Annotated in this window: 20 protein-coding genes; 15 read left to right on the top strand and 5 right to left on the bottom strand. The window is 63.0% G+C overall.

Annotated elements, in window-relative coordinates; translation table 11 throughout:
- Positions 1–96 precede the first annotated feature (96 nt).
- From XH81_RS30595 to XH81_RS30585, 3 genes are all read left to right on the top strand, one after another.
- The gene (locus XH81_RS30595) at positions 97–462 is read left to right on the top strand and encodes a response regulator (RefSeq protein WP_007600538.1); all 366 of its coding nucleotides are present in this window, start codon (positions 97–99) and stop codon (positions 460–462) included.
- 74 nt (positions 463–536) lie between these two features.
- Complete coding sequence (locus tag XH81_RS30590; RefSeq protein ID WP_028142185.1) at positions 537–1,727, top strand: protein-glutamate methylesterase/protein-glutamine glutaminase; 1,191 nt, start codon at positions 537–539, stop codon at positions 1,725–1,727.
- Positions 1,724–2,596 carry a CheR family methyltransferase gene (locus XH81_RS30585; protein WP_028142186.1) on the top strand — a complete coding sequence of 291 codons (873 nt, stop codon included), beginning with the start codon at positions 1,724–1,726 and terminating at the stop codon, positions 2,594–2,596. The genes XH81_RS30590 and XH81_RS30585 overlap by 4 nt, the downstream gene beginning before the upstream one ends.
- Before the next feature lie 156 nt (positions 2,597–2,752).
- Here XH81_RS30585 and XH81_RS30580 read toward each other — a convergent pair whose 3' ends face one another.
- The 4 genes from XH81_RS30580 to ctrA form a co-directional block, all read right to left on the bottom strand.
- Positions 2,753–3,913 carry a glutathionylspermidine synthase family protein gene (locus XH81_RS30580; RefSeq protein ID WP_028142187.1) on the bottom strand — a complete coding sequence of 387 codons (1,161 nt, stop codon included), beginning with the start codon at positions 3,911–3,913 and terminating at the stop codon, positions 2,753–2,755.
- 3 nt (positions 3,914–3,916) lie between these two features.
- Positions 3,917–4,321: a hypothetical protein gene (locus XH81_RS30575; protein ID WP_080670171.1), complete on the bottom strand. Its 405-nt coding sequence runs from the start codon at positions 4,319–4,321 to the stop codon at positions 3,917–3,919.
- 1 nt (position 4,322) lies between these two features.
- Positions 4,323–4,727 (bottom strand): DUF350 domain-containing protein, encoded by a 405-nt coding sequence (locus XH81_RS30570; protein ID WP_028142189.1) that lies wholly within the window; start codon positions 4,725–4,727, stop codon positions 4,323–4,325.
- Positions 4,728–4,900: 173 nt separating this feature from the next.
- Positions 4,901–5,602, bottom strand: coding sequence for a response regulator transcription factor CtrA (gene ctrA, locus XH81_RS30565; RefSeq protein WP_008138878.1), 702 nt, complete (start codon positions 5,600–5,602; stop codon positions 4,901–4,903).
- 440 nt (positions 5,603–6,042) lie between these two features.
- On the opposite strand from ctrA, the gene fliI reads away from it, so the two are divergent.
- From fliI to XH81_RS30505, 12 genes are all read left to right on the top strand, one after another.
- Entirely contained in the window at positions 6,043–7,368 is a 1,326-nt protein-coding gene (gene fliI / locus XH81_RS30560) for a flagellar protein export ATPase FliI (RefSeq protein ID WP_028142190.1), read from the top strand.
- A 121-nt stretch (positions 7,369–7,489) separates the two neighbouring features.
- Positions 7,490–7,909: a flagellar export protein FliJ gene (gene fliJ / locus XH81_RS30555; protein WP_008138882.1), complete on the top strand. Its 420-nt coding sequence runs from the start codon at positions 7,490–7,492 to the stop codon at positions 7,907–7,909.
- 181 nt (positions 7,910–8,090) lie between these two features.
- Positions 8,091–8,636: a sigma-70 family RNA polymerase sigma factor gene (locus XH81_RS30550; protein WP_028142191.1), complete on the top strand. Its 546-nt coding sequence runs from the start codon at positions 8,091–8,093 to the stop codon at positions 8,634–8,636.
- Between the two features lie 37 nt (positions 8,637–8,673).
- Positions 8,674–9,723: an anti-sigma factor gene (locus XH81_RS30545; protein ID WP_028142192.1), complete on the top strand. Its 1,050-nt coding sequence runs from the start codon at positions 8,674–8,676 to the stop codon at positions 9,721–9,723.
- A 174-nt stretch (positions 9,724–9,897) separates the two neighbouring features.
- Positions 9,898–10,857: a helix-turn-helix transcriptional regulator gene (locus XH81_RS30540; protein WP_028142193.1), complete on the top strand. Its 960-nt coding sequence runs from the start codon at positions 9,898–9,900 to the stop codon at positions 10,855–10,857.
- Positions 10,858–10,989: 132 nt separating this feature from the next.
- On the top strand, positions 10,990–12,213 hold the full coding sequence (locus XH81_RS30535; RefSeq protein WP_028142194.1) for an NAD(P)/FAD-dependent oxidoreductase: 1,224 nt from the start codon (positions 10,990–10,992) through the stop codon (positions 12,211–12,213).
- Positions 12,214–12,408: 195 nt separating this feature from the next.
- On the top strand, positions 12,409–12,582 hold the full coding sequence (locus XH81_RS30530) for a DUF3606 domain-containing protein (RefSeq protein WP_080670172.1): 174 nt from the start codon (positions 12,409–12,411) through the stop codon (positions 12,580–12,582).
- A 78-nt stretch (positions 12,583–12,660) separates the two neighbouring features.
- Positions 12,661–13,467 carry a transglutaminase-like domain-containing protein gene (locus tag XH81_RS30525; RefSeq protein ID WP_028142196.1) on the top strand — a complete coding sequence of 269 codons (807 nt, stop codon included), beginning with the start codon at positions 12,661–12,663 and terminating at the stop codon, positions 13,465–13,467.
- 548 nt (positions 13,468–14,015) lie between these two features.
- On the top strand, positions 14,016–14,288 hold the full coding sequence (locus XH81_RS30520) for a hypothetical protein (protein ID WP_080670183.1): 273 nt from the start codon (positions 14,016–14,018) through the stop codon (positions 14,286–14,288).
- Between the two features lie 2,055 nt (positions 14,289–16,343).
- Positions 16,344–16,844: a toxin-activating lysine-acyltransferase gene (locus XH81_RS30515; protein WP_161966252.1), complete on the top strand. Its 501-nt coding sequence runs from the start codon at positions 16,344–16,346 to the stop codon at positions 16,842–16,844.
- Between the two features lie 368 nt (positions 16,845–17,212).
- Positions 17,213–18,142, top strand: a complete 930-nt coding sequence (locus tag XH81_RS30510) for a hypothetical protein (RefSeq protein WP_131233109.1) — start codon at positions 17,213–17,215, stop codon at positions 18,140–18,142.
- A 73-nt stretch (positions 18,143–18,215) separates the two neighbouring features.
- A complete protein-coding gene (locus tag XH81_RS30505) occupies positions 18,216–18,761 on the top strand; it encodes an REP-associated tyrosine transposase (protein WP_028142197.1) in 546 nt (181 codons plus the stop codon).
- 284 nt (positions 18,762–19,045) lie between these two features.
- Here the strand turns inward: XH81_RS30505 and XH81_RS30500 are convergent, their stop codons facing one another.
- Entirely contained in the window at positions 19,046–19,246 is a 201-nt protein-coding gene (locus tag XH81_RS30500; RefSeq protein WP_028142198.1) for a hypothetical protein, read from the bottom strand.
- Between the last annotated feature and the right edge of the window lie 195 nt (positions 19,247–19,441).

The following is a 19,441-nucleotide window of genomic DNA, read 5'->3' as shown; positions in this document are numbered from 1 at the left end:
CGCCCGAGATGATGGCGGCCTGATACGGCGGCATCGTCGCCGACGGACTTGCAATTGGAAGTGCCCCCCGCAAAGGGGGAGGAAGCAGAGGTTCACATGCGAACTTGTCTCGTCGTTGATGATTCCAGCGTCATCCGCAAGGTTGCGCGCCGGATCCTGGAGGGCCTCGACTTCCAGATCCTCGAAGCCGAGGACGGTGAGAAGGCGCTGGAGGCTTGCAAGCGCGGCTTGCCCGATGCGGTGCTGCTCGACTGGAACATGCCCGTGATGGACGGCTACGAGTTCCTCGGCCATCTCAGGCGCATGCCCGGCGGCGATCAGCCCAAGGTCGTGTTCTGCACCACTGAGAACGACGTCGCGCATATCGCGCGCGCACTGCATGCCGGCGCCAACGAATACATCATGAAGCCGTTCGACAAGGACATTGTGACGGCGAAATTCCAGGAAGTCGGCCTTATCTGAGCGATCGGCCGGAGGCCGAAGGATGCTTCGGCGCTCGTTTTCAACTGTACCCTTTCAGTCTGAGTTGGTGAGTAATGAGTGTTGCGTTCGCAGGTAATTCGACCACGACCGGCTCGCGCGAAGCGGGGCCGCTGCGGGTGATGATCGTCGACGACTCCGTCGTCATCCGCGGTCTGATCTCGCGCTGGATCGGTGCCGAGCACGACATGGAGGTCGCTGCCTCGCTGCGCACCGGCCTCGAAGCGGTCAACCAGATCGAACGCATCAATCCCGACGTTGCCGTGCTCGACATCGAAATGCCCGAGCTCGACGGCATCTCGGCGCTGCCGCAGTTGCTGGCGAAGAAGCGCGATCTCGTCATCATCATGGCTTCGACGCTGACCCGCCGTAACGCGGAGATCAGCTTCAAGGCACTGTCGCTCGGCGCCGCCGATTACATCCCGAAGCCGGAATCGACGCGCGAGGCGTCGGCCGCCGACATCTTTCATCACGACCTGATCCAGAAGATCCGCCATCTCGGTGCGCGGCTGCGTCGCAAGGCCGCGGTCGCAAGCCCGCCGCTGGCGCCCGCAAGCCCGGCTCCGGCCCCGCGTAGTCCTGTTGCGCGGCCCACAGCGCCCGTTCCGGCGGTGCCTGCTGCGTCGTCAGGGGCGCTCACCATGCGCCCGTTCTCCCCTCAGGCGCCCAAGGTGCTGCTGATCGGCTCCTCGACCGGCGGTCCGCAGGCGCTGATGGCGCTCGTCACCGAGCTCGGCCCGGTGATCGACCGCTTCCCGGTGCTGATCACCCAGCACATGCCGCCGACCTTCACCACTATTCTTGCCGAGCATCTGGCGCGTTCGAGCCGTAAGCCGGCAGCCGAGGCGGTCGACGGCGAGCCGGTGAAGCCGGGACGGATTTATCTTGCGCCCGGCGGCAAGCACATGCGCGTGGTGCGCAGCGGCGCGGACACCGTGATCGCGCTCGACGACGGCCCCGCCGTCAATTTCTGCAAGCCCGCGGTCGATCCGCTCTTCACCTCCGCCATCGACATCTGGCACGGCAGCATCCTCTCCGTGATCCTGACCGGCATGGGCTCGGACGGTATGCGCGGCGGCAAGGACATCGTTGCCGCCGGCGGCAGCGTCATCGCGCAGGACGAAGCCTCCAGCGTGGTATGGGGCATGCCGGGCGCGGCGGCCAATGCCGGCATCTGCGCGGCGATCCTGCCGCTCAACCAGATCGGCGCCAAGGTCAACCGCCTGTTCGCGGGAGATCGCGCGTGACGCCGGTCGACTACGATTATCTGCGCAAGTTCCTGAAAGAGCGCTCCGGACTCGATCTGTCCCCTGACAAGCAATATCTGGTCGAGAGCCGGCTCTTGCCGCTGGCGCGCAAGGCGAGTCTGTCAGGCATTCCCGATCTCGTGCTGAAGATCAGGAACGGCGACGGCCGGCTTGCCACCGACGTCGTCGAAGCGATGACCACCAACGAGACCTTCTTCTACCGCGACAAGATTCCCTTCGATCACTTGCGCGACACCATCCTGCCGGGCCTGATCAAGGCGCGCGCGGCGCGCAAGAGCTTGCGCATCTGGTCGGCGGCGTCGTCGACGGGTCAGGAGCCCTATTCGATCGCGATGTGCGTGAAGGAGATGGGCGCAGCGTTGGCCGGCTGGCGCATCGAGATCGTCGCCACCGATCTGTCGCAGGAGGTGCTGGAGAAATCCAAGGCCGGAATCTACAGCCAGTTCGAAGTGCAGCGCGGCCTGCCGATCCAGCACCTGATGAAGTATTTCACGCAAGCCGGCGAGACCTGGCAGCTCAATGCCGACATTCGCGCCATGGTGCAGTTCCGCCAGCTCAATCTGCTGCAGGACTTCTCCCATCTCGGCACGTTCGACGTGATCTTCTGCCGCAACGTGCTGATCTATTTCGACCAGGACACCAAGGCGGTGATCTTCGAGCGGATGGCGAAGGGCCTGGAGGCCGACGGCACGTTGCTGCTTGGCGCCGCCGAATCCGTCGTCGGTATCACCGATGCGTTCCGTCCCATCACCGACCGCCGCGGTCTCTACCAGCTCAACCCCGCACGCTCCGGCCGCCCCATGGGCGGATTGATGCCGCAGCCGCTGAAGATTGCTGCGGCGAGGTGAGCTGCTTCGTCATTCCGGGGCGGCGCGTCAGCGCCGAGCCCGGAATCCATAACCACAAGCCATCGTAACAGGCAGGTGGTTAGACGCGGGGCCATTCGATCCGCCTGTGACTATGGATTCCGGGCTCGCGACTTTGTCGCGCCCCGGAACGACAAATCACAAAATCGCATGCGGCAGAAACCGCGAGCGGTTGCCGGTGATCGGGCTCTCGTCCTCGCGGATCGACAATCCGCACGGCTCGTGGTTCACCAGCCAGCTTCCCACCACCGGATAGAAGCCTGAAAAATTCGGCAGCGGCGAGAGCGCCTGGCGCACGAAACCTTCGGCGCCGTAGGGACCTTCCTGCTCGTCCAGCGATACGCCGCCGGACACGATCGTGACGTTGGCGCCTTCGCGCGACAGCAGCGGCTTGCGGACATACGATGTTCCGAGCTCCGCTGCCCGCGCGTCGTCCTCGAAGAACGCCGGCAGCAGATGGGGATGGTTCGGAAACATCTCCCACAGCAGCGGCAAAATGCCCTTGTTGGAGAGCACCGCTTTCCACGGCGGCTCGATCCAGCGCGTCGGCGCCTCCTTCAGCTTCGCGCCGAAGGAATCCTGGAACATCCATTCCCAGGGATAGAGCTTGAAGGCGAGTGCGATGTCGGCCTCGTCGAGATCGACGAAGCCGCCAGGCTCATCGCGCCAGCCGACCTCTTCGATGTCGAGCAACCTGGTCGAGAGGCCGGCCTGGCGCGCGGTGTCCTCGAGATAAGCGAGCGTGCCGGCGTCTTCCGAGTTGTCGGTGGTGCCGGTGAGATGGACGTGGCGGCCCGCGGCGATCTCCTTCCACGCCGCGATCAATCGCTCATGGATGGAGTTGAACTGATCGGCGCGAACAGGGACGATGCGGCGCTCGATCGCCTGCTCGAGCCAGGTCCATTGAAACACCGCGGCCTCGAAGATCGAGGTCGGCGTATCCGCGTTGTATTCGAGCAGTTTTGCCGGCGACTTGCCGTCGAATTTCAAATCGAGCCGGCCATAGAGGCTGCGGTCGTCGCGCTGCCAGCTCTCGGCGATCAGGCTCCAGAACGCTTCCGGAATCTGCAAGCGCCGCAAATATCGCTCCTCGCCGATGACGCGGCCGGCAAGCTCCAGGCACATCGCCTCGATCTCGGCGGTCGGCGTCTCGATGCCGCGCTCGATCTCGTCGAGCGTGAAGCCGTAATAAGCGCGCTCGTCCCAATAGCGTTCGCCGTCGATGGTGTGGAAGACGAAGCCGCATTGCGCCGCGGTCTCCCGCCAGTCGTCGCGCTCCAGGCAATTGATGCGCTGCATGGATCAACCGCCGCCCGAGAAGCCATGGCCGAACGAGCCGAAGCCGCCGCGGCTGACGCCGCTGTGGCCGGAATCGGACGACGACGTTCCCGCCGAAGAATGGCTCGAAGAATCGCTGCTGAAGAAGCTCGACCGCGACGACCAGCGCGAGCTGCTGCCGCCTGACGAGCTGCTGCCGCTGCTGCTTGTGCAGGTCGTGGTCGTCTGCCCCGGCACGGCGCCGGCTGTGGGCTCGCAATTCTGCCGCGGCATCATCGTGTAGGCGGTGGTGCCGACCGCGAGCGTGCCCATCACCAGCAGGGCGACATGGCCTGAGCGCTTCGTCGGCTCTTTGGCCGGCAGCGGCAATGGCTGTGGCAGGCGTGGCCGACGCTTGCCGAACTGCTGTTTGGACGGTTTGTCGGCCATCTCAATAGATCATGCTGGCGGCGTTGAGCAGGCCCGCGGCGAGCGAGGACAGCCCGAGCCAGATCGCGGGCGCAAGCTCGCCGGCGGCGATCCGCTCCGACAGCTTCGGCACCGGCACTCTCACGAGAAAGAATACGATGATCTGCACGATCAGCGCGATCGTCGCCCAGATCAGGCAGTCCAGTACATTGGCCGAATGCGCGATGGCGCTGACCAGCGGCGCCACGAAGCCGAGCAGGCTGAGGCCGAGCGCGATCGCCGCGGCGGGCTCGTTGTCGCGGATCAGCTGGAACTCGTTATGCGCGGTGATGCGGGTATAGACGAACAGATACGCCACGATCGCGATCAGCCCGGTGCAGAAATAGACCAGGAAGGCGGGCAGGCCGGCCAGTGATTGCAGGATCATCGTTCCCCCATCGTGCAGCGACCATTCGTCGGCGGGGGAAGCATAGCGGTTCAATGGCGGGACGGCGACGAAGCCGCCTTCACGTCCCCAAAAAACAAAACCCCGCCATTTGCGGCGGGGTCCAGGCTGGGAGGAGCGAGCCCGAAAGGGGCCCGCGACGTAAACCCAGAAGATCAGGCGGGAATGCGCTCTTCGTGCTCGTGCGGCTCGCGCAGCACGTAGCCGCGGCCCCACACGGTCTCGATGAAGTTGCGTCCCTCGGAAGCGTTGGCCAGCTTCTTGCGGAGCTTGCAGATGAAGACGTCGATGATCTTCAGCTCGGGCTCGTCCATGCCGCCATAGAGATGGTTGAGGAACATTTCCTTGGTCAGGGTCGTGCCCTTGCGGAGCGAGAGCAGCTCCAGCATCTGGTATTCCTTGCCGGTCAGATGCACGCGCTGGCCGCCGACTTCCACCGTCTTGGTGTCGAGGTTGACGACGAGGTCGCCGGTCTGGATGACCGACTGGGCGTGACCCTTGGAGCGGCGCACGATCGCGTGGATGCGGGCCACCAGCTCGTCCTTGTGGAAGGGCTTGGTCATGTAGTCGTCGGCGCCGACGCCGAGACCCTTGACCTTGTCCTCGATGCCGGCGAGGCCGGAGAGGATCAGGATGGGTGTCTTGATCTTGGAGACCCGAAGCTGCTTGAGCACGTCGTAGCCGGACATGTCGGGCAGGTTGAGGTCGAGAAGGATAATGTCGTAATCGTATAATTTACCGAGATCGACGCCTTCTTCCCCCAAATCGGTCGTGTAGACGTTGAAGCTCTCAGACTTCAGCATCAGCTCGATCGACTGCGCGACGGCGCTGTCATCTTCAATCAGCAAAACGCGCATGCCAGTTCCCCATAGTCGCCGCTCCTGGGCGTCAGGTCGGCCGCATTCGCGGCACTCAACAAAACGCCTTTGAACAACTGATTCGGATCCTGACAACAGATGGTTAACAAATCCTGATTCTGGAACGCAAGTCCCCCGGGTGCAATTTTTGTCGAATCGCCCTAAGGTCCTGTGCGCGAAGCAGCTTTCGTCACCCAGCTCAGTTCAAGTTCCACTTTAAGAGACGGGCCTAACCGACTCCCGCGACTCAGCCTTCTTCTGAAGGGGAGTCACGCTCAGTCACAAAGACAGTGACGCAATGATTAATGATGCGGGTAAACACGAAGTTAAGCGCCGTTCAGAAATATGGCGAAACTTAAGGTTTTCACCGTGAAGTCCCGGGGATCGCAAAGGGCGACCCTGGGGATGACCAAGGCGCGGTCCTTAATGAAGGCTCTCTTATGAAGGCGCTTGCCGAACAGATCGGCGACATCGACGGCATCAATATCTATGGCCGCGTCGTCGGTGTCCGCGGCCTGATGGTCGAGGTGGCCGGCCCGATTCATGCGATGTCGGTCGGCGCGCGGCTGGTGATCGAGACCGGCGCCAACCGTTCGATTCCCTGCGAGGTGATCGGCTTCTCCGGCAACAATGCTGTCGTGATGCCGTTCGCCGGCCTCGACGGCGTGCGCCGCGGCTGCAAGGCCGTCATCGCCAATGCCGCCAATCTGGTGCGGCCGTCGTCGGCCTGGCTCGGCCGCGTCGTCAACGCGCTGGGCGAGCCGATCGACGGCAAGGGACCGCTGCCGCAGGGCGCCTCGCCGATGCCGTTCCGCAATGCGCCGCCGCCGGCGCATTCGCGCAAGCGTGTCGGCGCCCCGCTCGATCTCGGCGTGCGCGCGATGAACACCTTCCTCACCTGCTGCCGCGGCCAGCGCATGGGCATCTTCGCAGGGTCCGGCGTCGGCAAATCGGTGCTGCTGTCGATGCTCGCGCGCAACGTCGACGCCGCGGTCAGCGTCATCGGGCTGATCGGCGAACGCGGCCGCGAGGTTCAGGAATTTCTGCAGGACGACCTCGGCGAGGAGGGCCTCGCGCGTTCGGTCGTGGTGGTCGCAACCTCCGACGAGCCGGCGCTGATGCGCCGCCAGGCGGCGTATCTGACGCTCGCGGTCGCCGAATATTTCCGCGACGAGGATCAGGACGTGCTCTGCCTGATGGACTCGGTGACGCGCTTTGCCATGGCCCAGCGCGAGATCGGCCTGTCCGCCGGCGAGCCGCCGACGGCCAAGGGCTACACGCCGACCGTCTTCACCGAGCTGCCGAAACTGCTGGAGCGCGCCGGACCGGGCCTGGGGGAGGGCGCCATCACCGCGATCTTCACGGTGCTGGTCGACGGCGACGACCATAATGAGCCGATTGCGGATGCCGTCCGCGGCATCCTCGACGGCCACATCGTGATGCAGCGCTCGATCGCCGAGCGCGGCCGCTACCCCGCCATCAACATCCTCAAATCCGTCTCCCGCACCATGCCGAAATCGGCCGACCCGCAGTTCTGGCCGACCATCCAGAAGGCGCGGGCGGTGATGGCGACCTATGCCGACATGGAGGAATTGATCCGGCTCGGCGCCTACCGGGCCGGCTCCAGCCCCGAGGTCGACGAGGCGATCCGCCTGCACGAACCGCTCGAGGCGTTCCTGCGCCAGCGCAAGGACGAAAATGCGTCTCTGGCGGACGGGTATCGCCAATTGGCGCAAATCCTCGGTAATTTGGAAACGGAACGCTAACTTTGTCAGGTCATCATCCCATCCCACAGAGTAGCAGAGCCGGTCTTGGCCCCTGTTGGGCCTGTGGGGAGACCGGTGACGTCCCACGTGCAGCGAGGGGACTTCTGGGGAGTACGAGTCGATGAAGTCACGAGATACCCTCATCCGCCTGAAGAAGTTTCAGGTCGACGAGAAGCGCCGCCGGGTCACCCAGATCGAGACCATGATCGCCGACTTCCAGCGGATGTCGACCGATCTCGAGCGCGAGATCACGACCGAGCAGGAGCGAGCCGGGATCAACGATCCCTCGCACTTCGCCTATCCGACCTATGCCAAGGCCGCCATTCAGCGCCGCGAGAACCTGACCCGCTCGGCGGACGAGCTCAAGGGCCAGCTCGACGAAGCCAAGGCCGCGCTGGCCGAGGCCTTCGAGGAGCTCAAGAAGGTCGAGCTCCTGGACGAGCGCGACCAGGCCCGCGAGCGCGCCGAGGAAAATGCGCGCGAGCAGGCCGATCTCGACAGCATCGGCCTGATGCGCGCCCGCATCGGCGCCGTCGCCTGAGCCGCTAGCCGCCAGACCATCCTGGAATTATTGCCAAACCCGGACCCGCAAGGTCCGGGTTTTCGCATGTGCTATCCACAGTGTGGCGCCGCACCCCTTGGTGGACGGCTTGGCCGCGCGCTATGGTAGCGAAGTGCCGGGGCCTGCGCGGAACGCGATGGCCCGCGTGTCGGGGGGCTGAATGCTGACGCCAGCAGAGCTGGTCGGGTTGATCGAGGCGGTGGCGAAGGGCGATCAGACGGCGTTCGAGCGCCTCTACGCCGCCACGCGCGCGAAACTTTATGGCGTCGTGCTCCGTATCTTGCGCCGACAGGATCTCGCAGAGGAGGTCATTCAGGAGACCTACGTCAAGATCTGGAACGGTGCCGGCGGGTTCAATCCGGCGCTGTCGTCGCCGATCACGTGGATGGCCTCGATTGCGCGCAACCGTGCGATCGACATCGTGCGCAAGAAGTCTGAGGTCTCGATCGAGGAAGAGCCTCAGGCGATGGAGGTCGCGGCCGACAGCCCCGATCCGCTGGCGCGCCGGGAGATGACCGAAGAGTTGAAGCGGCTGCTGGAATGCGTCGGCCGGCTCGAGCCGGACCGTCAGCGGCTCGTGCTTCTCGCCTATTACAACGGCTGGAGCCGCGAGCAATTGGCGGAGAAATTCGCCGCTCCCGTCAACACGGTGAAGACGTGGCTCCGGCGCAGCATGTTGGATATCCGGGAGTGCCTCGGACTATGAGGGTTTATACTGTGAGGGTGGTTCTGGACTGCATGTGATGGCCTACTCGGAGGACCATATCGCGCTCGCCGCGGAATATGCGCTCGGCACCCTCGATGCCGATGAGCGCGCGCAGGTCGAGACCATGATGGCGGTGGACCCGGCGTTCGCCGACATCGTGCAGGCCTGGGCCTATCGGCTCGGCGCCCTCAACCAGATGGTCGGCTCGGTCGAGCCGCGTCCGATCGTGTGGGAGAACATCAGGTCCGAGATCGCGCGCACGGCGCTTGCGCAGCAGCCGCCCGGTCTGGCCGACGTCGTACCGCCGCCAATCCCGCCCGTCGAGGCCGCGCCGCCGGAAGCGCCGCTGGAGCAGGGACCGCAACCGGAGCCGCAGCCTCCCGAAGCAGAGCAGCCCGAGCCGATGCGCTCCGGATCCGATGTGATACCCGACATCGCGCCGGTGTTCATGCCGCAGGTCCATGCGCCCGATCCTGAGGTCGTCCGGACGCCGCAGGTGCCCATCGCCGACGACACCAACGTGATCCGTCTCGAGGGCCGCGTGAAGCGCTGGCGCTCGATCGCATCCGCGGTCGGTGCGCTCGCGGCTGCGCTGCTGGTGACGCTATCGCTTCAGATCTTCCTGCCCGACGCGCTGCCGGGGGCTTTACGTCCGGCGCCGCGCATCCAGACGGTGGAAGTGAAGACACCGGCCGCACCGCTCGCCGCCGCGGCGCAATATGTCGCGCTGCTGCAGGGCCAGGGCGGTGGCCCAGCCTTCATCCTCACCATCGACGGCGCGACGCGGAATTTCACGGTGCGCAAGGTCGGCGCGACGCCGGAGCCCGGCAAGAGCTTCGAGCTCTGGCTGATCTCCGACAAGCTGCCGCGCCCGCGCTCGCTCGGCGTGATCGGCGCGGGCGAATTCACCGCGCGTCCGCTGCTCGCCTCCTATGATGCCGACGTCGTCAACGGCGCGACCTACGCGGTCACCGTCGAGCAGGCCGGCGGCTCGCCCGACGGCCGGCCGACCTCGGCCCCGGTGTTTTCCGGCAAGCTGATCGAGACCGTGCCGCCGTCCCAGCCGCAGGCGCCCGCGAAGAAATAGGTGCCGTTCATGCGGGCTACGACCCTGTCGTCAGGGTCCGCTTCGCCGTCGCATCCCGACAAGTCTGCCTCAATCCGCCCCCGATTTGAACCTCGCCGCAATTTGCGGCGTCAAATCCCCGGAATTTGCAGTCGGCGCCGCCGATCGTGACGCCGGAGAGGGGCTAGAAATCAGATGGATGCAGCGAAAACGTCCGGCATCTTCGTTCACCAATACACGGGACTGCCGCACGGCCCTGCGTTCGAACATTGGCGCGAGCGGGCTTTCGGGGCCTGCGGCCTCGATATCGGGCCGAGTCATGGCGACAGCATCGATTGCCGGCTCCAGATCAGCGTGGTCGACAACATCGCGCTCGCCATTCCGGAAGGCGCCTCCGCGCAATATTCCCGCACCCAGAGCCACCTTGCCGACGGCAGCGACGACCTCGTGCTGATCGCCGCACATGCCGGCCTCGTGCGTGTCGGGCAGAACGGCCACACCGTGGAGCTTGCGCCCGCGCAGATGGTGCTCGTCGACATGAGCATCACCGGCACCGTCGGTCACACCGATGAAAACCGCTTCACCACCATCCGCATGCCGCGCCGCGCGTTGCTCGACATCAGTCCGCGTGCCGAGGACAAGCTGTCGCAAGTGCTCAGCGACGGTGCCGTCGCAGAGACCATCTTCCGCTACCACGCGCTCGCTGCCAATCACGCGCCGCATCTCGACGCGGTGGGCCAGCGCCTGACCGCGCAGCATATGGTCGATCTCGTCGGCCTCCTGCTCGGCACCGATGCCGAGCATGCCAGCCTTGCGCGCGGCCGCGGCCATGCGGCGGCGCGCCTCGACCTCATGCGCGCCGATGTGATGGCCGCGCTCGGCCGCAACGATCTCTGCCTGTCCGAGGTCGCGACGCGCTCGGGCCTCAGCCCGCGCCAGGCGCAGCGCCTGTTCGAGCAGGCCGGCACGACCTTCACCGAATTCGTGCTGGAGCAGCGCCTGCTGCAGGCACGCAAGCTGCTCGGCGATCCCCGCGCCAGGACGCGCAAGATCAGCGACATCGCACATTCCTCGGGCTTTTCCGATTTGTCCTATTTCAACCGTGCATTCCGCAAGCGCTTTGGCGCGACACCGTCGGAATTGCGCGAGGCGTGAGGCGCGCCGGTTTCGTTCTGCGGATCACGGTTGGCCCGTTGGCGGCGATGAGCTATATCTACCTGTGCGGGTAGACCGCTCGATCGCTTGTTGTTCGCTCGTCGTTCCATTGGGAAAGTGCAGTCAACGGACATGGCGCGTATCGTCGTGCTCGGCGCCGGATTTGCAGGCCTGTGGGCGGCCATCGGTGCCGCGCGCAAGCGCGACGAGATCGGTGCTGTCAGCGACATCGAGATCTGCGTGATCGATCGCAATCCCTATCACAACATCCGGGTGCGCAATTACGAGGTCGATCTCCGCGAGGTCGCGATACCGTTGCCGAAGCTGCTCGATCCCGTCGGTGTCCGTCACGAGATCGGCGAGGTCGAAGCCATCGATCCGGTCTGGCGCGAGATTTCGCTGGTCACGAGCAGCGGCGAGCGGACGCTGGCCTATGACCGCCTGGTGCTGGCGCTCGGCAGCGAGGTGATGCGTCCCGACATACCAGGCCTTGCCGAGCACGCCTTCGATGTCGATACCTATGTTGCGGCGCTCCGCCTCGAGGACCATCTCGCCTCGCTCGGCCGCAGCGCGCCCGCGCCGGGGCGGTCGACCGTCGTGGTGGTCGGTGCCGGCTTTACCGGCATCGAGGTCGCAGCCGAGATGCCCGACAGGCTGGCGCGGGCAGGCATCGCCGGCAGCCGCCGCATCATCCTGGTCGATCCCAATCCCGCGGTCGGCGCCACCATCGGCGCGCTGGCGCGTCCCATCATCGAGACGGCGTTGGCCGCGCTCGACGTCGAGACGCGTCTCGGCGTGCGCGTCGTCTCGGTCGAGGCCGCCGGCATTCGCTTGAGCTCCGGCGAGTTCATTCCGGCGCAGACGGTGATCTGGTGTGCCGGGATGCGTGCGAGCCCTCTGGCGGCGCGCTTTCCGGACGCCCGCGACCGGCTCGGGCGCCTGCTGGTCGATCCCTTCATGCGGGTTGCCGATGTCGGTGGCGTGTTCGCGGCCGGCGACGTCGCCTCCAGCGTGGTCGACGGGCTGCATCCGACCGTGATGTCCTGCCAGTTCGCGCGTCCCATGGGTCGTTTCGCCGGCCACAACGTGGTCGCCGATCTCGCCGGCCTGCCGATGTTGCCGCTGCGGATCGACTGGTACGTGACCGTGCTCGATCTCGGCGGCTGGGGCGCGCTCTATACCGAGGGCTGGGATCGCGAGGTCAAGGCGACCGGTCAGGCTGCGAAGGCGACCAAGAACATCATCAACCGCAAGCGCATCTATCCGCCGCTGACCGGCAGCAAGGATGAGCTGTTCGCCGCCGCTGCGCCGACGGTGCAGGCACCGCCGCCGACTTACGGGGCTCCGCGTCGTTGAGCTGGCTCGTGCGTATCTGCCCCTCCGCTCACGACCAGATAATCCTAAAAACGGAGGAACGTCGCTCCCTGGCGAATGTTGGCTTGACGGAGACAAAATCTTCGTGAGCAGCGGACAGTCGCCGTCGCAGCAGGAGCGGCGTAACGCCCGCCTGGTCGCGCGATCTAGTCCATCCCCTCATCGCGAAAGAAACATATGAACAGATCAAAGCCGACCCATTTCCGCAATTCGCTGGATTTAAGAGATAAAGTGCAGGTCAGGATCCTGCGCAGGCGGCTCAAGCTATCGGATGAGCAATTTACCAACGTCGTTCGCAAGTCTGGCAGTTCAATCTCGGCCATCACCAAGGAGGCCTCTAGTTTGAAGTAGCGGACCGCCGGCCGCCGTTGCCAACGCGATCGTCCCCGCAGCCATTTCGAGTCAATGCAGTCGAGGCAGGCCCTGAACATGAAAATACAGGTTGGCTTCGAGATGACCTACGAATTCCAGCAAGTCACACCATTGATTGCTGTCGTCGGTATGCATTTCACCCGGGCATCCGACATCATCGTGCCGGATTATCTCATCACCGAGCCTCCCGTGCCGATCTCGCCCTACCGCGACGGCTTTGGAAACTGGTGCAATCGATTTGTCGCGCCCGCCGGCCGCATGCGTCTTTCCGCCAACGGCACAGTGCGCGATAGCGGGCTGCCTGATGTCATTGTGCCTTCCGCCACGCAATGCGCGGTGCAGGATCTGCCACCTGATACCATCGTCTATCTGCTTGGCAGCCGCTACTGCGAAACCGATCGGCTTTCTGACATCGCATGGAAGCTGTTCGAGAACGTGGCGCCGGGTTGGTCACGGGTCCAGGCGATCTGCGATTTCGTGCACAATCACATCGCATTCGGCTACCAGCATGCGCGGGCCACCATGACGGCTTGGGACGTATTCAACGAGGGCAAGGGCGTCTGTCGCGACTATGCGCATCTTGCCATTGCATTCTGCCGTTGCTTGAACATTCCAGCGCGCTATTGCACCGGCTATCTCGGCGACATCGGCATCCCGCCGCCCCACGCCCCCGGAGACTTTGCAGGCTGGTTCGAAGCCTATCTTGGCGGTCGCTGGTACACATTCGATGCACGCAACAACACTCCGCGAATTGGGCGCGTCCTGATTGCACAAGGCCGCGATGCGGCGGATGTTCCGATTGCCCAGACTTTCGGACCCAACACGCTCGTCAGCTTCAAGGTGTGGACTGATGAACTTGTGTAGAGCGCTCGCCTTGGGCGATTGGGTGCCAGGCGGCTGAGATTGATCTCGCTAACTGATTAGAAGACTGCTACACAGTTCGCATCACCGTGCGCTACGTGGCCGTTATCGGTGACTGAGAGCTTCGCGCTCCCGCCTCAACCCAAGAGAAGGCGGTCAGATGTCAGATTTCGACAAATTCGACATTCGTGAGTGGCTCGTACCACCTTTGTTGGTGCCGGTCTTTCTCGTGCTGCTGATTGCGGTGACGGCCATTTTGTAGCGGCAAGTCGGTTCAATCACCATGCGTCAGAACTGCAAACCGCGGCGTTGAGCCAGTTCAAGCTAACGGGAGCCCAAAATGGCAAACACGGCGATCATCAGGGATGCCTACGGGGTTCCGGCAATCTTCGTTGGTTCGAAGACTGGCCGGGACGATGCGCCCTTTGTTTTCGTGAGGGTCGGAGGTGAGGAGCGCCGGATGCGTTGGTCCGAATGGGATGCTCTTCCGGCCTGGACCGGCGAGCGTCCCACCTGGGCGAGTAAAACCAAATAGCTATGGAGTGTTCAGCATGAGGATGGTTCGAACAGGCACATGGACCGCGGCGCTCTTGCTGGCATTCGCACTGGGCACATTCACGCCAACAGCTTTTGCCGCCGAGCCGAACTGCCGTGCGATCGAAAGTACCAGCGCGCGCCTTTCCTGTTACGATGCGGCATTTCCTCCAAGAACCAGGAAGCCCGATGAAGCCGGCATCGACCCATCGTCAGGTTACAAAGATCCATTTCGTGCGGAAGAAGCCCGAACCGCCGCGAAGCTCAAGAATATTTGCCGCGGTTGCTGAGTCTCGCTTCCGAACATGCGCGCCAATTGAGAGAGCCTGTGAGATGACGAACGATGATGCCAAAGGTTGTCGAGTGGTGCGCCAACGAAAGCGTGCTCTTCATCTGGCTGGCACGGTATTGGATGGGAGGGCAGACCGCACAAGGCGCCAGTGGATGCGGATAGTTGCTGCCAGGAACCGAACAAAGCGCTCGCTATCCGGCAGATAAAGGCGCACTGTCCCACGACCATCGAGCGGCCCATAGCATCTATCGGTGGTGTGAACGCAAGTTGCGCTCCCGCTCAACCCCGCAGCGGAGCGTCATACATGCCGGCTCAACGGTCCCCACGACAATCCTTGACATTCGAATACCGCCTTGCGCAAGAGGCGATCAATCTCCGCCTACAGGCCAACGGGATGCCCGCTGGCGTCCGCCGCGCGGAGCTTCTGCGAAAAGCCCGCCAGATCGATGTTGCTGGGGAGCTCAACAAGTGGCTGACCTCGCCGGGCCTACTGCCGCCATCTTGAATTCAGGTCTCGTTCTCCTTCATCGGGATTTTGCTCTCACCCTCCCGGGGGCTGGTAAGCCGCCGCCTGCGCTTCATTTAAGCGGTCGGCGTTTTTCTCGAGATGGAAAGCCATTGGGCGCGACGTCTAGCGGCTGATCGTGATTTCCATGTAGCTTTCCAGGAACGCCGCTGGAAGAGCGGCTTTAAGCTTTATACCTGACTTGCGGTGCGGTTCGCCGACATCAGCCTTGATTGCAATCCTGGAAATTTGACACGGAGGCTACTGACCGAGACCAATTCGGTGGATGGGCCCAGCTTACAAGCCCTTGTGTTGCCCGACGGGCAAAACACCCAATCCATCGGTCAATCGGCGCCTTAAAAATATTCCACTTTACCGAATTTCGGAAAGGGCGTATGTGTCGTCGCAACCCGGCCCAAGGAAGAGGGGCGTATCGCGATCGTCACGAACGCGGGCCGGGCGGCGGTGGACGCTGATTGCATCGGCGCGAAGAGCTTTCGCAGGGCGGAGAGCCGTGAGCGAAAGCATCGCGCACACGACCGGTGTGATCGGCGTACGGCAAAATCGTGTGGTCCTGGCGCCCGGGGTCTGTGCGCCAAGTCTTGTGGTGATGTGTGCGGTCCAACCGGGCCCACGCATCAGCCATCCGCAAGGCGACGGGGGCAATAGTGCAACGCTCCCCGGGGAGATCACGACATAAGCCGTAAAGCCACTGCGCAGGGAAGGCCGGGATGTCCTGGCTACACCTGTATGCCGCTGTGCAGCTTCTTGTTACGCAGGATTCGCACAGTGGACCGCGGGTGCCAGCCGGCGCCCGGTCTTCCCTGCGCCCTCTCCATTCAAGAGGGTGAAGAGATCAAGCAAAGCTCGGGCGAGATCAGCCGCGAGGATGCGAAGGCGTGTCTCGGAGGCGTAGGATGGGTAGAGCACTTGCGAAACCCATCATGTTTCAACACAGGGGAAGTGTTGATGGGTTTCGCTGCGCTCTACCCATCCTACGAGCTGCGTCCAAATTCCGCTCTCATGCCCCGGACGCAGCGCAGCGCTTCTTCAGCGATGCGCTGCAGAGCCGGGGCCCACGTGGCAGCAAATGCTGTGGCTTCCTGGGTCCCGGCTCTGCGCAGCAGCGTAAGATCGCTGCAGCGCGTCCGGGACACGAGAGTGGTGGGCGCTGGTACTTCACACTCCGTCACGGCGTTCGCACAACAGAGCAGGCGGTATCGTGACGCGGCAAGCTGCAACATCCTTCATGACGCCGGCGTGGCGAAATCCACACGCCTCGCGCGCCGACAACTCCGTCATCAAATTATTGCTTGATGTGCCCAGGTTGTTTCGTCTAGCGTCACCCGCAGGGGTTGGGAATGGCATTCTGTCCATAGCAGCCCGTAGGATGGGTTGAGCCCTTGCGAAACCCATCATCCTCTGCCGCTGAAACGATGGGTATCGCTTCGCTCCACCCATCCTACGGCCGCTCTCAACTTCGGCCTTTCTCGCAAGGAGAACAGGCCGATGCCGGGCACCGGGAAGAAGACGCGTGGAGAGAAGCGGATGACGAAGACCGGAGCCGCGAAGCGGATCGAAGAGCCAACGCCAGCGGCAGCAGGGCAGGCGAGCGCCGGCCTCGGCGAAGCGTCCGGCAGCGCTCCGCACGCGAACGGCGCCCAGGCCGCAAACGAATCCGGGGCTTCCACCGCCGCCGCGCAAGCGGTCCCGCCGCCCAAGACCGTGTCGCAGGTGCTCGGCGAGATCACCTGGCTGATGACGCAGTCGCCGCGCCACAAGGCGATCCCGCTCGGCGATCTCGAATGGCTGGTGATGCCGGCGATCCTGCTGCAGCAGTTCCGCATCTTCTACAAGGGCGAGCAGCCGGTTGGCGTCGCATTCTGGGCGCTGGCGGATGAGACCGTTGCGAAGCGGATCGATGCGGGGGATGTGCGGTTGACGCCGACGGAATGGAAGAGCGGGGCGAACAGGAAGATCATCGATGTGGTTGCTCCGTTTGGGGGCGAAAGCGAGATGCGCGATCAAATAGAGCCCGGTAAGTGGTAAATTCGATGCCGCCTGTGTTCCGCGTTTATGCGTATCGATTGGCTAATGCAGCTTGGTGTGGTCGGCTGCTGTCTGTTGCCGCGAGCTGCCTAGAGCCTACCATTAGGGCGCTTCCGGCTGCATTGTTTTTCCTCAGCTCGCTTAGCTGTCTGAACTTTCCTCTATCTGCCGAGCCGAGTAGCGGTAACGGACTTATATCATCGTCAAAATACCTTTGGTCTATCCCGGAGGTCACGGTACTGGAGGTTGCTCCAGCGACGAACGGCACCGCGGTCCTCCTTCTTCAAGATCGTGAGAAGCGCCTGGCATTGTCGATCGGCGCGAGCGAGCTTAGCACTGGTACCCGCGTTCCAATTCTGAGTGCGAAGATGCTTGCTGCCTCCGCCATCCATTTGGCAGTGGCAGCGGACGGCTCGCTCTGGGTCGGGGGAACGCAGAACATCCGACGTTCGATCGGTGGTGCTCCTTTGTCTGATGGCTACATCGCAAAGCTCGACCCGGCCGGGCACGTGATTCGGGAAATTGAGGTTGCGCGCAATCGTGATAACACAATTGCTGATATAGCGGTTTTGCCCAGCGGTGACGCGGTGATCGTCGGGAGAGAAGACGACGCAAGCTGGCTCGCGCGAATATCTGGAGATGGAGAGATCGTTTGGGAGAAGACGTTCGGCGCGGGCAAAATCGCCTCGGTTACTGTATTGAATGATTTGATTGCGGTAGTGGCTTTCGAAGCTGTCGATGGCCATCCTGTCGGCGCTGCTGTGCGAGTCGCTTTATGGCGGTTTGAGACTGAAGGTCGACTTCTTGATCGTCAACTTGTCCGTGAAGAGCCGGCTCAAAATCCAAGCTCCGCTTGGCTAATGAAAGTTGTTTCCGGACGGGGCGACCTTTACGCAGCGACTGCGTGGACTGAGCCATGGTCGAAGCCTCCTTCGGCAAAGCCATTGAGCGTTGCGCGCATCACTCCGAAGGGCCAGATTATTTGGCAGAAAGACGTTCCCGATACTGTTGTGCCAGGTCGCCTAGGACCCATGCCGTGCCCTCGTACCGTTGTTGCTCCTCTAGACGGTGGTCTGATCACCTTCTGTGTCGCTGCGGAAGGTACAAACCTTTTTTATCTAGAGCGGGCAACGGCCCAAATCACCCGTGATCTTCTCCCCAATACGGTAGAGCGAGTGTGCGACGGATCGAATGGGCGTGCCTCGTTCATGCTCCCGCATTCCGATTCGAGCATTTTGATATTCGGGACCGGCGGGAGTTGCAGTTGGCTTCAAAAGGTCCAGCTCAGGAAAAAGTGAACAAGTCTTGCTGAGCCCGTAGGATGGGTTGAGCCCTTGCGAAACCCATCACTTTCTTCTCGGCCAATTCATGATGACAAATTATCGTCGCAACTTCGTCCCGGGAGGCAGCTTCTTCTTTACCGTCAATCTGGCGGAGCGCAGGCTTTCCCTGCTGACGGACCATGTCGAGATCTTGCGCGCGGCCTTCCGCGAAACACGCCGACGTCATCCCTTCACGATCGACGCCGTCGTTGTGCTGCCCGATCATCTCCATGCGGTATGGTCGTTACCCGAAGGCGATTCCGATTTCGCAACACGCTGGCGACTGGTCAAGTCAGCATTTTCTCGCGGCGTCGAGCGCGGTGAACGAATATCATCGAGCCGCGCCGCAAGGGGCGAACGCGGAATCTGGCAGCGCCGCTATTGGGAGCATGCCATACGCGATGAAGGCGATTTCGTGCGCCATGTCGACTACGTCCACATCAATCCGGTCAAGCATGGGCTGGTCCCGCGCGTATGCGACTGGGCATGGTCCTCGTTTCATCGCCATGTGAGGCTTGGCAATTATCCGGTCGACTGGGCCGGCGATCGTTCGGAGGATGCACACGAATACGGTGAAAGAGGAGAGGGCAGATGATGGGTATCGCTGCGCTCAACCCATCCTACGCGGGCCGGGAATGACGGGGTGAGGCGGGTGCTGAAATCGCGTTGCAGCGCGTCCGGAACACGAGAGGAGACAGTCGTGTGTTTGATGAATTTGGCGAGCGCGCCTGCAATCACACCCCCAGACATGAGAAAGCGCCCGTGGGGGGCGGGCGCTTTCTGTAGTCGACTTGGGGTTGGGGTCGTCTACATATCCACGTGGCGACTTTGGGGGGCTGGTAAAGAGCCGCGTGAATTCAAAAAACTCGTCAGATCTCCTTAGCGAACGAGGGATGCATTCGCGCTGGTGATAACAACCGGCTTGTCGGCCTTGATGACGCGGGCGGTCTGGGTCAGACCTTCGTCCGAACCCGTGCGTGCCGTGATGCCGAGGCCCGCCACCGCGATCCCTGCGACGAGGGCAACGACCACGACTTTCAAATGGGTCGCGCGATCTGCGCTGTAGATCGAGTGGTTCATGGAAGCCTCCTGCCGCCATCTACCCGAAGTAGTCGCCGGCCGTTTCAGGCAGGTTCATGCTTCCGGTGCCCAACAACCTAGTATTGGGGGGATTCGTTCCCAAGAGGCCATCACAAGAGCGTGACAGGACGTGAAAGATCGCGATCAAAAGCGACCCTTGATCGTGCATTTTTGCAATTATTTCAAAGCTGTAAT

Source organism: Bradyrhizobium sp. CCBAU 25360, assembly GCF_028128695.1.
Taxonomy (GTDB): domain Bacteria; phylum Pseudomonadota; class Alphaproteobacteria; order Rhizobiales; family Xanthobacteraceae; genus Bradyrhizobium; species Bradyrhizobium ottawaense.
This window is presented reverse-complemented; position numbering and strand designations above follow the sequence as displayed.